Source organism: Methylocaldum szegediense (genome assembly GCF_949769195.1).
Classification (GTDB): Bacteria; Pseudomonadota; Gammaproteobacteria; order Methylococcales; family Methylococcaceae; genus Methylocaldum; species Methylocaldum szegediense.
Genome location: NZ_OX458333.1, coordinates 1,442,807 through 1,456,801 on the forward strand (window position 1 = coordinate 1,442,807; position 13,995 = coordinate 1,456,801).

The following is a 13,995-nucleotide window of genomic DNA, read 5'->3' on the forward strand; positions in this document are numbered from 1 at the left end:
ATTTTACACGTTTGCCACTGCCGGTTGTGGCGGCCGACCCTATCAGCCACCGATGAGAACAGTGGGGCAACCGACAACGATGACGCCACCATGGGCCGTCATGTCGCCCATCCGCGCCGCGGGCTGACCACCAATCAGCACCGTGACTGAACCTTGAGCAATGGTATCGGGAGGCCCCACACAGGTTACCATATCGCCGACCCTCGCGGCAGGCAATGAACCTATCAGGACGGTTGGTGCCCCGGGAGCGGTGATTGGCCCGCCTACATGGGGTTTCGGGCCGTCTGACATAGGACAGGTGTGCATATCGGTGAGGCGGGCTGCGGGCTTGCTCATGTCGGTGTCATTGTATCAATCATTTGGTTGTCCTACGGCCGGTTTGTTGCGTCCGGTTTGGATACCAAGCGACCGTTGCCGCCGCAGGCGATGTCGATGCCCTGAGCTAAGAAACGCCGATATTTTTCGGGCGCTTTCTCCGGTTCACGGTGTACCGCCGCCAACATGACCGCTCCGGCAACGGCTTTCCCGGTGAGATTGTCGGCCGGAGGAATTGGCGGTGCATCCGGCGGAGCCATGCTGCCACCGCTCCAAAAAGCCGCCATCGCGGCCCAGCTCCAAGGCCCCTGGAACTGATGCGCTTCTGCCGCGGCAAAAGCCGCCCGCCGGTGCTCCTCCGTGGGCTTGTAAACCCAACGCTCAGCCTGTTCGAGCGGCTTGAGCGCCTCTGGTCCCAGATCGTCCGACAAAGCGCTGCGCGCGCACAGACAGGCCCACCAGGTCGATTCGCGTTTAGGGAGTGCGCGTGCTAGAAACTTGACGGCATCGGGGTACAAAGCATTTTCCATCAGGATACGCAGAAAATCGGCCGGACTCGTTTCAGGGCCGAGCAGCCGGCGTGCCGTCTCCTCCAGATCGATATCCTTGCAGACGGTTGCCGCATGGACGGCGGCGATCTTCGTGAAAACAGGTTGAGTCATTGTAAGGTTAGGTCCTGCGCGGGAACAATTAATTAATCATGACGATACCGCCCTTGGCGGTCAGCATTCCATCACCCTTGATGGTAGTCATGGGCGATTTGACTTCTGCCATAGCCGTTCCCTCTATCTTAATCATCATGCCTTTGATCGTAATGCCGCTTTGGTCGATCTTAATACTGTTCTGGCCGACCTTGAGTTCGATCGACTGCATGGCTTCCAGCGTACTCTTGCCCAGATCGACCTTGGTCTCTTGATTCCCCTGTTTGATGGACAGGGTATGGTTACCCATATCCAGCACCACTTCCCGATTGCCCTGCTTGAGCTGCAGCTTATCGTTGCCCTGCTCTAGTGTTGTGGTCCGATCATTGTAGATATCGATCGTCTGATTTCCTTTATCCTTTTTGTCGAAGCCGATCTTAAGGGTGGCGTTGTTCTCGACAACCACGTTCATATCCTTCTCGGCGTGAATATAGATCTCCTCCTGACCTTTTTTGTCTTCCATGCGGATTTCATTGAAGTTGTCCTGCCCGCCCGCCTTGGTGCTACGCGATTTGATGCCGGTCTGCGTCGCGTTATCCGGCAAAGCATACGGAACGGTCTGGTCCGCGTTGTAAACGCGACCGGTGATGATGGGCTGGTCGGGATTGCCTTCGAGAAAATCCACGATCACTTCTTGGCCGATACGGGGTATCGTAATCGCTCCCCATCCCTTACCGGCCCAGGGCTGAGACACCCGAATCCAACATGAACTGGTCTCGTCCTTGTTTTCGGCTCGATCCCAGTGAAATTTGACCTTCACCCGCCCGTATTGGTCGGTATAAATCTCCTCACCCGCCGGGCCGACGACGATGGCTGTCTGTGGCCCTCGAACAACAGGCTTAGGCGTACGATGGGCCGCGCGGAATTGCTGGGTCTTGGCAATGGCGGAAATGGCGACGCTTTCGGTGAAATCCCCGGCCGAGTCGCTCACCGAGGTATACTGGTCAGATTGCAGCCGGTATTCCATTCCGGTGACCACGTATTCGACGTTTTGGTCCTGACGAGGATGGTCGACCAGCTTGAACAGAGCCCCGACCTCCAACCCGACAACATTGCCTTCACCGCTGAAACGCTCGTAATCTGACTGAAGCGCCTCTAAGCGCACTTTCGAGTAATGCAAGCCGTCGGCATTTTCAACGTATCCGCCTGGATAATCGTAGTGCTCATAGGTGCTGTAATCGTCACCCGTCGGCCGGCTGGTCTTTTCAAGTAAGACAGCTTTCGGTTTTTCGAAATCGAAATCGTTGACCGTGTACGTTCCCGGCTGAATCACTCGGTTGAAGGACCAGGAATAGATATGATCCCGCTTGCGCCTTTCCGGATTTCCCAGCGGAAAGAACGGAATTTCGGCGTAGTTCGGCACGGCTGAATGGGCATTGGAGGAATCCACGAGATAAAGCGTGTGTTTGTCGTTCTCGTGCTTGAAAAAATAATAGATGCCCTCCTCTTCCATGAGCCGATTAACGAAATCGAAGTCGCTTTCCCGATACTGCACACAATACACTCGCTGCCGATAGGTCCCACTGAGCGATTCCTTTATGTCGCCGCTGAAGCCATGCTCTTTAAAGATCGCTTTAACGATTTCCGGCGCGGTCTTATCTTGAAAAATGCGGCAGTTCGTGGTGCGCGTCAGAAACCATAACCAAGGCCGTAAAACCACCCGGTAATGCGCGAACTCGCCGATATCGGGTTCCTGGCTGAATTGAACGGCATATCCGTTGAAATAACGCGTGCTGCCTGTGGAAAGTTCGAAAGCGACCGTTAGTTTTTTTCCCAGGATATCCTTAGCGGCGATATTTGGATTCGTGCTGAGCAAGTCCAATTCAAACTCGAACGAGCGGCTGAACTCTTCTCGGCCTTGCATTCGAAGGAACAGCAAAACGTCTTTGCCCAGAGGGCTCGTGACGGATATTGAGCGAAAATCCTGGGTAAACGACATAGAACTCACTCGTTAACTTATGGAACGACTAATTGTGGAACCACAGCGATACAGACTGCACCGTCAGCGGATAAGACGATCCTTTTAAAAGTGACTCAGGCGGTTTCTTAACTCACGGGCGGTTGGCGACCACTAGAAATCCGTCTACCGGCAAACCGGCTTCGTACCGCAACATTTCCCGCTCGATTCGGATTGGAACGAGCCCTACTGCTTCGAGTCCGCGCCTTAGATAATCTTCCGTGTGGCTGTAGCGCCCGTGGTAATTGATCTTGTAGCCGGCGGAGAGCTGCTCTTCGGTGCGCTCGACGGTAAAAACGAAATGTCCCCCACGGCGCAGCGCGCGTATCACGCTGTCGAATACCTGACTTAAATCACCGAAATAAACCAAGGTATCGGCAGAGACGATCAGGTCGAATTGCTCCACATGGCGACCGATGAACTCGGTCAACTCGGCCTCGAACAGCTCGTCGTAATGTCCTCTGGCTCGGGCCTTTTCCAGCATCTTAGCGGACAAATCCACGCCGCTCAGCCGCTGCGCGTATGGGCGCAAGAACTCTCCGCACAGCCCCGTTCCGCACCCGGCATCGAGCACGTCGAGCTCGGCGCAAGCTGAATCATACAAAGCGCTCAGCGATTGCTCGACCAGCCCCGGTGCCCGATACTCCAAGCCCTTCAAGACAATATCGAAACTGTCGGCGAAGTCGTCGAAGGTCATGCGTATGTAATCGTTCGAAGCGCGCGCTGGGATGTCGGTCCCGGTGTAGGAATGCAACCGGTGCAGTGCCAGAGGGTTGGTCGGATCGTGTTCGAGCCATTGGCGGATGGTCGGCAATGCTTCCTCGACCAACCCTTGCATGTAGAGCACGTGGCAGAGGCTTTCGTAATCTTCCGAACGGTACGGCCTGAGACTGATCGCATTGCGGTACGCTCGGGCCGCTTCCGCGAACTTGCCCTGCTTTCGGAACACGTTTCCGAAATTGCGATAGAGCTCGGCATTGCCCGGCATCAATTCGATTGCCTTGGAGAAGGCTTCCACTGCTTCCTCGAAACGCTCCAAATCCTTGAGTACCGTTCCGAGATTGTTGTACGCCGCGACATTCGCGGGATTCAGCTCGATGGCTCGGCGATAGGCCTCTACTGCCTTTTCGGGTTTGCCCGCTTTGTTATAGATGTTGCCGAGGTTGTTGTACGCATCGGCATAATCGGGTGCGATCGCGATGGCCTTTTCGATCGACTCAATGGCTAGCTCGTCATTGCCTTGTTGATGTGCCAGGATACCGTAGAAATGGAGGACTTCCGGCACGTCGGGATAATTTTCCAGCAAGACTCGAAGAATCCGCTCGGCATCGTCGAGGCGATTTGCTTGCAGCAAGCGAATCGCCCCGCTCAAAGCCAAATCGGGGCTCACTTCCTCGATACGGAAATCCGGCTGTTCGTCGTTCGACATGATCATGTACTAATTAAGGTTGGGAAGATCGGGAGCCGCTTAGCCCCGCTCATCTCAAGCCGGCAAACCACATTCAGGGTGCCGGCGTCGAGGTACGTTTTTGGAGGTCGACTAAATAGCGCCCTCCCACCTCGTTTTCGATCAGCAGTTCGTCCCGCTCTGGAATCAGAGTCATGCTCTTGAAGTAAATCCACTGTGCATCCGGCTCCAGACCCGGCACGGTCTCGACTTCGTAAACCTTGACGGCCCAGAGTTGCGCGTTCGTCTTTGCGTCATAAGCCACCAAGTAGCCCGTGGCTTGGTCGAAGCCGTGATCGAGCCCTTGCATTTCCTGGGCGTATCGAATGCCTTTGTGCTCCACCGGGGGTACCTCCGGCGGGGGTACGCGGCTGGCGTCCGGAAGTCCGTTCATAGGTGATTCCTCCGTCGAAAAAGATTGGGAAAGCAGTTTTGCGGAAAGTCGCGATGACGATTCGATGCGCTGAGATACATCTGCCTTTGCTCCTTCCGCGACCAGAAGAATTAAGCCGATAACGACGAAACCGCGTTTGTTCATTTAACTGTCAAGGCTCTGTTGCGTTCGCTATCGGACAGCGCGCCTGCGCAGTCCGCAGCAAAGAAGGCCCAATTCTCCGCATTCGTGATGGCTTTGGCACCCGGGAAATTAGCGGCATTGGGTGCGATCCCGTACCAAGCATAGCGCGGCCCCGGCTTTACATCAGTGGTGCCGCAAACGAGATGTGACAATTCGTGGATCAGTATGCGTGTCCAGTTCGTCAAACCGGTCAGGACGTTCTTGGAACCGAAGAATTCTTCTTCGATATAAACGACGTCGAGAGGTTCGCGGTTTGCAAGAGCCCAAACGAATGCCTCCGACATCTTCAGACCGACTTCCGACGGGTTCGAGGCGTTACGAAGCGTGGGAAAATCGGTCAGGATAATCTGGCCCCGGTTGAGAGTGCCCAGAATAGATTTGAATCCCCTGGATAGCTCTGAGATGTAATTGTTTAACTCCTCGTCGGTTGTATTTTCATCCGCAAACCACCGCTTCACGAGTTCGAGAGCCTTGGTCTTGGTTCTTCCGTTCGATTTGGCGGCGGCGTTGGCTATGACGATCAAGGTCTTCTGACACCATTTGATAGCTTCTTGCGTACTATGGGAAAGGTTTTTTTTCTGCTCTTCAGAAAATTTTTCCGAATTGGAACGCAGCAGTGTCTTAACGTTGACATCGGTTCCGCTGTCGAACGCCCAGTGCGGCCAATCGGAAAAATCCGTGGGCAAGGAATGAATCCAGACCTTATGGCTACCCCACTTTTTCAATAGATAAACATGCCGGAGAAATTTCAGGGCGGCCGCTTTTTTGCGCGTCTTGCCATTGATCGCGGTCTTGGTCGGATCGCCTGTTGCCGCCAATAATCCTTCGTCCTCTCCGATCTTTTCATACCCTTTGAACCAGCCTTTATCCGCTCCACGCGAGGACTTCTTACGCAACTCGTCGAGATTCCCAGCGTCGCCGGCATTGAAACCGGTATCTCCCATGAGCTTTACGAGAGATTGCACCAGTTTTTTCCAGCTATCGGCGAACGTCTCGTTTTTTAGGACTTTCTTGGCTTCTTCGTATTGGTTCGAAAATTTGTGGTCATACCAGGCCATCGGCCGATCTCTCCCCCCAATGAGTGAATAAATAACGGTCCGCATCGGAACGCACTGACTCCTTGCGAACCCGTTCTAATCATTAAGAAAGCTCTGATTAAGTCTCGAGTGGCAAAAGCGACCTTTGCTGTTTGACCTAAAGGCCCTCACCCCGCCCAATCACCCCACACTTTCCCTGTACGGAGCCGCAAGCGGCGCTTACATGTGCAAATCGGCCTTGCCACTCGACGCCGTCCCGCCTTCGCTCGCGAGTCCGACGCAGCCCGTCCCTGGCCTGCCCGTTCGTCGCGTTGCGCTTCGACCTGCCGATTTGTCCCAGTGGGAGAGGACTTATTCAAAGCTTCGTTAACTGAAACTGCCGAACGGCACGGTACTTCATGAGTATCGCATCGTTCCGGTTATCTGGAGCGCTCCGCTCCCGGTCAGCGGCTTTCGGTGACCGTACGATCCTTGAGATCGACGACGAAAGTTCGGCCGCCCTCATCACGCGCGACCAAGGTATCGGACTTCACATCGATGCTCATTTCTTCGATGTAGACCTCCTGTACGTCCGTCTCTTCATGAGGCGGATACCGCGTTGTATACAGCTGTAAGGTCCAGAGTTCCCGCCCGTTCGCGACATCGATCGCCGCGATAACGCCGCCACTCTGTCCGAACCCTCGTGATCTCGGGCCACGCAGCTGTTCGTAACGTATGCCTTTGTGAGTGACCAGCTTCGCCGCCGGGGCACGTCTCTTGGACGATCCATACCTGAGTCCTTAACTCGGAGCGGGCTGTAACAACTTTTGCGCAGTCCGGATTCGATATCGTTTCAGTGATCTAACACACACGATACTTTTTCCGTAAACCTCGGCGAACACCTCCCCCTTTATCTCGGTTGAATGACTCATTTAGCGACGTCCTGAAGGCGAACGGGCATCGGCTTTTTGAGCTTCATTCAAATTGATACGCGAATTCGCCATCCTGCACCGATACATGCACCCTTTCGATGGGTTTGCCTTCCATCATCCGAGTCAAAAATTCCTGACTAATCCTCGGCAGGACTGTATTGGTCAGAATTGCGTCGATCATGCGCCCGCCGCTCTCGAGTTCGGTGCAACGGCTGGTGATGAGTTTGATCACATCGTCGTCGTAGTTGAACGGCACTTTGTGGTTTTCGCGAATGCGTTTTTCGATGCGGCCGAGTTGCAAGCGCGCAATGGCGCCGATCATTTCGTCGCTCAAGGGGTAGTAGGGGATGACGACCAGACGGCCCAACAAGGCAGGCGGGAAAACCTTGAGCAAAGGCTCGCGCAGCGCTTTCGCTATCGCTTCGGGTTCGGGCATGAGCTCCGGATCTTTGCACAAGTTCATGATCAGATCCGTTCCCACATTGGTGGTCAGCAGAATGAGGGTGTTCTTGAAGTCGATCACCCTGCCCTCGCCGTCCTCCATCCAGCCTTTATCGAAGACTTGGAAGAAAATCTCGTGAACGTCCGGGTGGGCTTTCTCGACTTCGTCCAGCAATACGACGCTGTAAGGGCGGCGCCGTACCGCTTCGGTCAGCACGCCACCTTCTCCATAGCCGACGTAACCAGGCGGCGCTCCCTTCAGGGTCGATACCGTATGCGCCTCCTGATATTCGCTCATGTTGATGGTGATGACGTTTTGCTCGCCGCCGTAGAGTGCTTCGGCCAAAGCCAGGGCGGTTTCGGTTTTACCGACGCCCGAGGTACCGGCCAGCATGAAAACGCCGATCGGCTTGTTGGGATTGTCGAGGCCGGCACGGGAGGTCTGAATCCGTTTGGCGATCATTTCCAGCGCGTGGCGCTGGCCGATGATGCGTTGCTCAAGTATGTCCGCCAGTTTGAGTACGGTTTCGATTTCGTTCTTGACCATGCGCCCGACGGGAATACCGGTCCAATCCTGCACCACGGACGCCACGGCCTGTCCATCAACGGTGGGTAGGATCAACGGATGCTCTCCTTGCAACTCGCGCAGCCGATCTTGCAGGTTTCTTAACTCGGACAGCAGAGCATCTCGATCAACTGTCTCTCCTGTGGGCGCTGGCTCCGTCTGTTCCACCGCCTGCTCCAGCGCGCTGCCAGTGCCTTCGACTTTTCCCGTCTGTTCCCGGAGCTGCTGACGCAAGGCGAGAATCTTTTCCACAATTTCCCTTTCCGAACTCCAGCGGCTTTCCAAAGTCGCCAAGCGCTCCCGCTCGGTTTGCAGTTCCGCCTTCGCACGTTCTTCGCGGGCTGAAGTGTTAATCCCGACCGAACGCTCCCGACCGATGATCTCGAGCTCGGTCTCAAGCGCTTGTATGCGCTTTCGGCAATCGTCCACTTCCGGCGGTACGGCATGTTGGCTAATAGCAACACGGGCACAGGCGGTGTCGAGCAAGCTCACGGCTTTGTCCGGAAGCTGACGCGCAGGAATGTAGCGGTGGGAGAGCTTGACGGCTGCTTCCAGCGCCTCGTCCAAGATCTGTACCCGATGATGTTTTTCCATCACGGAAACCACGCCGCGCATCATGCGAATCGCCTTGTCTTCGGTCGGCTCGTGGACCTGAACGACCTGAAAACGCCGCGTCAGCGCTGGATCTTTCTCGATGTATTTTTTGTACTCTGCCCAGGTCGTTGCCGCTACCGTCCGCAGGGTGCCGCGCGCGAGAGCAGGCTTTAAGAGGTTCGCAGCATCGCCGGTGCCGGCAGCTCCCCCCGCTCCGACCAGGGTATGAGCTTCATCGATGAACAGGATGATCGGTTTGGGCGAAGACTGAACTTCCTCGATGACTTGCCGCAGCCGGTTCTCGAACTCGCCTTTCATGCTTGCGCCGGCCTGTAGGAGTCCGACGTCAAGGGTAAGCAGTCTCACATCCCGCAAAGGCGGCGGCACATCGCCGGCGACAATTTTTTGCGCGAATCCTTCAACGACCGCGGTCTTGCCGACACCGGCCTCGCCGGTCAGGATGGGATTGTTTTGCCGCCGGCGCATCAAGATGTCGATGACCTGACGGATTTCCTCGTCGCGTCCGACGATCGGGTCCATCTTTCCCTGCCTCGCCAGTTCGGTCAGGTCGATCGTGAATTGCTTGAGCGCTTCCTGTTTGCCCATGGCAGCCGGCGCCAAAGCACCACTTGCTTCACCAGGCGCCGGGCCGCCCGCGTTGAAGCCATCCGTCGCGGTAAGACCGTCCTCCGGCGAACCGGAGACGAACTCGGAGAAGCGGTCGGTCAATGTTTCGAGACCGATTTTTTCGAATTCTTTGGAAATGCCGATCAGCTCTCCACGCAACCCTCTCGTTTTCAGAATGCCGACAATCAGGTGGCCCGAGCGAACCTGGTTTTCGCCGAACATCAGAGTACCGTAGACCCAGCCGCGCTCGACCGCTTCCTCAACATGGGATGACAGGTCGGATATGGAGGTAGCCCCTCTTGGCAAACGGTCGAGCGCTTCGGTGAAGTCTTTCGCAAGGCGCGCGGGATCAATGCCGAACTGTTTGATAAGACGATGAAGATCCGAATCCTGTAGCTGAAGCAGCTGATGCAGCCAGTGCACCAATTCAACGTAAGGATTGCCGCGTAATTTGCAGAATACGGTCGCGCTTTCGATAGCCTTGTAGCAAATCTGGTTGAGCTTGCCGAAAAGCTTGACCCGGCTGATTTCTCCCATGATTGATTCCCCCGATCAGATGTCTTTTTATTTCTGAGAAAAACTCGACAATACTCCGGCTTACCGATCAGAGCCGAGCGCTCTGGAAATACGGGTTCAGCCTCAGATCGTCGGCGTCCTTTTCGCCTTGCCTTGTCCCCAGCCAACTGGTCCAGCCTAGCTGCGCACTGCCGTCCAGTTGCAGAGACGGAACCTCCTGATTGCGAAGCACCAGGTTCAAATCCCAGACCAGTTCGTCACCGACGTAATTGCGCACGATGGCGATCAGCTCGACCAGACTCTTTCCGCCCGGCAGCATCGCCCGATACTGCTCAAGTCCCATCGGCCCGAGAACGATTCGAAACTTGTGCTGGCAACCCCATACGCGGGCACCGACGACCACGGACATTCCTAAAGACGCGCTATGCGGTGAGATACCCAAGCGGGACTGTTCGTGCAAAGCGACCTCCATCCATTCGCCTACGAACTCCCTAATCGTTACCGGAATGCGGAAAAAATCTCCGATGAGCGCCTGCAGCCCTTCCGGGTGCTTGGTTTGCACCGACAAGTGGCCGGTAAAGTAGAGCTTGGCCGAGTCCGGCATGGCATCGCGATTTCGAACAGACGGTACGCCGATGCCGAACAAGGAGCCTAAATAGGCCGCAAAACGATCCGATTCCGGCCGGTCGTGGCAAACCGTGGGCTGAGCGTCGGCCCAAGCCCGGTAAAACAGGCATAGCATCCGATGATGAAAGACATCGGCAAAACGAGAAAACGTGCGATCGCCATGGTGTCGAACACGCTCGCGTGCGTATTCGGTCAAGTGCAGCGGCAAAGGCCCATTCGGTCCGAACAGTCCGAGAAACCTGACCGACAGGCGCGGCGGCAGTCCGTCCGCGCCGTACTCGAACCCGGCCACGGTGGACGGGGCAAAGTCCAGTCCCGGCTGCTGAGCCAAGCGGACGGGATCGTCCGAAGCTTTGACCGATTTGCCTAGTCTCGGTTTGTCGCGGTGATGACATTCGATTACCCGCAGTGCTTCGAAAAAATCGAAGCGATACGGCTCCCGCGTGAGGTGTTCGATCAGATCGTGTGTCGCTGTCCGATCCGTATCGGCCATCTCATAATCTCCCCTCGGGTTACGGTCCTGATGGACGTTTCAGTGAACGAATTCAGAGACACGTAACGGGTAAAAAACTGTTCGAGCACGGCTCCTAACAGAAAGCAGCCGGAACCCTCGAAGGCGGATTCATCCATCTCGACCGTAATCTCCAGCCCACGGCCGAACACGATCGGGCCGGCCGTGTCGACCCGCCGGACCACGTTCTTCGAAGCGACCGACAGAACGCCTTCGATTTGCTTCCGCACTGTGGCGTCGTTGGGATCGGCATAAAGGGTGAGCAATTCGCGCAGCGCCGCGGCACCCTCGGTCTGGTTGCTGTCCATCAGCGTCAGATAGTTAAGCGACAGGTGATTGATCAGGCGCCACGCCATTTCGCCGTCGGCGGGCGAAGGCTTCGGCTTGGTTGGCCCCGCTAAGCACCGAATCGCCTGGACCGGAGCACCGATCTGCAAGGTAAAGTCAGTAGCCCCCACGCCAACTGGCATGAGCAGGGGAAGATCGCGATTGGTGCAGAGCGTTTCCATGCCCAACTGTTTGAGATCGCCTCGATAAGGGGCTTCCGACGCATCGACCAGCGAGATAAAAACTTCGCTGCCGACATAACTCGAGCGCATCCCCAACCTACGCTGTTTCGGCGATAACACGCGCTTCTCGCGGTGCAGCGTGTAATAGGCGTTCTCCTCGTGGCGTCGGTATCCACTCCTTGATCCGTAGAACGGCAAGAATTCGCGTTCGTCGGACGGCGTCGCACCGTAGCCGATCACTTCACTAACGCCATAGACTTCGTAATCCATGGGCCGTGTTCGATCCGGCACGACGTGATAATAGGGGACGAAGTGGCTTAGAGGGATGCGGTCGGTGCGCTTCGGAAACAAATTGACCGCTGGCGTGCAGAACAGCGAAAAGTTGCTGGCATCGGCGGCATTGATAAGATGCGGCTCGCTACGCTTGAACAGGACGATCACTTCCAGTTCGGTTCCGCTGCAACGTCTCACCGCGTTCTGCAGACCGTTTAATTCGACAAACAGAAATCGTTCGGGAAATGCAAAATACTCCTGAAGCAATCGGTAGCCCTGAAACGAGCGCGGTCCGAACGGCAATAAAGCCTCGTCGTCTCGAAACCCCAGCCGCGATACCGGTGCCTTGTCGACGACCTCGGTCCATGCGGCCGGGCGGGTTGCAGGTTGCACCGCCAGCGCCAGTGTGTCGGCCAGGAACTGCTCGTACAGACGGTAGGGAAGTTCGCCTGTGCCGCGGAGAAATAGAGGAAGCTTCGCGAGCTTGAGCTGCTCGAAACGTAGTCCTGCTGTAGTTCGAAAAACGAAACGGAGTCCCGCCCTCATGCCCGGTATGCTCGGCACGCCGAGATTCGCGACCGCGCTGGGGGTTGCGAGGTATTGAGCTTCCACGAGTTGCAGCGGCCACAGCGTAACGTTGTGCGCGGTTCGGTATTCGCAGGCGGTTTGTTCGCCTTTAGCAATCTGGCTTCTCAGCGCGGTAGCGCGAGGCACCGAGAATCCTTCCGCCAGTGAGCCTTCGGACAAATCCGGCTGCAGCTGCACTACGGCCATGGACGGCAGCGGCGAAAGATAATGGGGGTAAACGACCTCTAGCAGGTGCTCGGTAAAGCGCGGAAACTCGGCATCGATCTTGAGCTGCACCCGAGCTGCAAGAAATGCGAACCCTTCGAGCAGGCGTTCGACATAAGGATCAGAACATTCGAACTCGTCCAGGCCGAGACGTCCGGCAATCTTCGGAAATTCTTTCGCGAACTCGGCACCCATTTCTCGAATGTGCTGTAATTCGCGGTTGTAATACTGGAGGAAGCGAGGATCCATGCGCTACCCATTCAAATCGACAACCTGCGCGTAGCCGGTATCGAGGTCGATTTCGGTGCGAATGTAAAGATGCAGGGGCAACGGCTGTGCCCACAACTCTCCTTCGATTGTGAAGGTCATTGCTTTGAGATTCATGTTGTCCGATGCAGCGACTCGGACCTTCACCGTATCCGGCAGGATACGTGGTTCGAAATCGAGAATAGCTTGTTTAACCTTGCGCTCGATCACGGGCAGGTCCGCGCCCGAGAGCGATGTCCCGGCCAGAGCGGGAATACCGAAATTCAGTACCGAGCGCTCGACGAAGGGATACCTTTCAAGCTTCGCTAGCGAGGTCATGGCAGTAGTATTCAGCAACCACGCCAGGTCACGCAGAACGCTCTGCCGTAAATTCCTGATATTCATCACCCGTTGCTCACGGGATTCTTGTTGTTTTTCCGGCTCGTCGTCGGTAAGACGGTCCAGCAGGGAAGGCTGTAGGCGCTCCTTGGGCGTAAGATCAGCCATCGTTTTCGGTTGCGTCAGCGTTCAAAGCGATTTCTCGAATATCGAAGAGCGAGAAATCACCCTCGTTGGTAACCAGCACCCGTTGCCCAGAACCTAAGGCATAGCCTTCGACCGGCTCCTCCCATTCGGTTCTTCTCGCCATGCAAATGGCTGCCCCGGCTGCACTCTCCGATCCTGGATAGCGGGAAGGAATCAGACCTACGGTTGAACCACCGTTGCTCCAGGTGAAATGAGCGGGAAGCCAAACCAAATCGCGAAGATCGCTGGGCGGTTCGAGCTCGATGCGGGCGATTCGGCAAAACGGTATCCAGTAATAACGCCCGTTCACGATGGCTTCCAAAACCGGTCCCAAACGGCTGTCGCTGTCGGCGAGCCAATCAAACGCTTTGCCGTCGATGGTACCGGAAGTCGTAGGGGCCGCTTCGAAAGCCTGATCCCGAAGCCGAACGGCGCTCGAGTAATCGTTTTGCGCCGCAAGCTTGGATGCCTCTATCAGAAGCGCGATCCATTGTTCTGGCTGACCGAAAACCAGCGGTGAAATCTCCCCGCGGAACACTTTTTCCCGGAGCAGTTCGCATCGAATAGCCTCGCGATAGGTCTGCACCATCGCGAGATTGGCCGCATCCAGATCGCCACACACATTCAGTTGCGTGAGAGCCCGTTCCCAGCGCCCCATGAGCGCCAATAACTGAAATAGAAATATGCGGTATTTGACCTCGGCAGGACTGCGGCGCACCTGGTCTTGAAGCTGAGCTAACGCATCGTCCAGGCGACCTTCTTTAAGACTTTCTTCGGCAGCGATGATGGACATGGGCGGAAGGAAAAATAAGGAGAATGAATGG

11 protein-coding genes are annotated in these 13,995 nt (G+C 56.0%); all 11 read right to left on the reverse strand.

The genetic code is table 11. The features are described from left to right. Positions 1-42: 42 nt before the first annotated feature. Positions 43-336, reverse strand: coding sequence for a PAAR domain-containing protein (locus tag QEN43_RS06095; protein ID WP_026610850.1), 294 nt, complete (start codon positions 334-336; stop codon positions 43-45). 32 nt (positions 337-368) lie between these two features. Next, a complete protein-coding gene (locus tag QEN43_RS06100) occupies positions 369-977 on the reverse strand; it encodes a DUF6931 family protein (RefSeq protein ID WP_026610849.1) in 609 nt (202 codons plus the stop codon). Between the two features lie 28 nt (positions 978-1,005). Beyond that, a complete protein-coding gene (locus QEN43_RS06105; RefSeq protein ID WP_026610848.1) occupies positions 1,006-2,955 on the reverse strand; it encodes a type VI secretion system Vgr family protein in 1,950 nt (649 codons plus the stop codon). 112 nt (positions 2,956-3,067) lie between these two features. Then, a complete protein-coding gene (locus tag QEN43_RS06110; RefSeq protein ID WP_317963834.1) occupies positions 3,068-4,408 on the reverse strand; it encodes a tetratricopeptide repeat protein in 1,341 nt (446 codons plus the stop codon). 67 nt (positions 4,409-4,475) lie between these two features. Continuing rightward, positions 4,476-4,814, reverse strand: a complete 339-nt coding sequence (locus QEN43_RS06115) for a hypothetical protein (protein WP_156912818.1) — start codon at positions 4,812-4,814, stop codon at positions 4,476-4,478. A 140-nt stretch (positions 4,815-4,954) separates the two neighbouring features. Then, positions 4,955-6,055 carry a M35 family metallo-endopeptidase gene (locus tag QEN43_RS06120; protein WP_026610846.1) on the reverse strand — a complete coding sequence of 367 codons (1,101 nt, stop codon included), beginning with the start codon at positions 6,053-6,055 and terminating at the stop codon, positions 4,955-4,957. Between the two features lie 933 nt (positions 6,056-6,988). Beyond that, on the reverse strand, positions 6,989-9,709 hold the full coding sequence (tssH, locus tag QEN43_RS06125) for a type VI secretion system ATPase TssH (protein ID WP_026610845.1): 2,721 nt from the start codon (positions 9,707-9,709) through the stop codon (positions 6,989-6,991). Positions 9,710-9,776: 67 nt separating this feature from the next. Continuing rightward, positions 9,777-10,808, reverse strand: coding sequence for a type VI secretion system baseplate subunit TssG (gene tssG / locus QEN43_RS06130; protein WP_026610844.1), 1,032 nt, complete (start codon positions 10,806-10,808; stop codon positions 9,777-9,779). Then, complete coding sequence (gene tssF / locus QEN43_RS06135; RefSeq protein WP_317963835.1) at positions 10,772-12,649, reverse strand: type VI secretion system baseplate subunit TssF; 1,878 nt, start codon at positions 12,647-12,649, stop codon at positions 10,772-10,774. Before tssF ends, tssG begins: the two co-directional genes overlap by 37 nt. 3 nt (positions 12,650-12,652) lie before the next feature. Further along, positions 12,653-13,153 (reverse strand): type VI secretion system baseplate subunit TssE, encoded by a 501-nt coding sequence (gene tssE / locus QEN43_RS06140; RefSeq protein ID WP_026610842.1) that lies wholly within the window; start codon positions 13,151-13,153, stop codon positions 12,653-12,655. Next, positions 13,146-13,964: a type VI secretion system accessory protein TagJ gene (locus QEN43_RS06145; RefSeq protein WP_036269024.1), complete on the reverse strand. Its 819-nt coding sequence runs from the start codon at positions 13,962-13,964 to the stop codon at positions 13,146-13,148. The genes tssE and QEN43_RS06145 overlap by 8 nt, the downstream gene beginning before the upstream one ends. Positions 13,965-13,995: the final 31 nt, after the last annotated feature.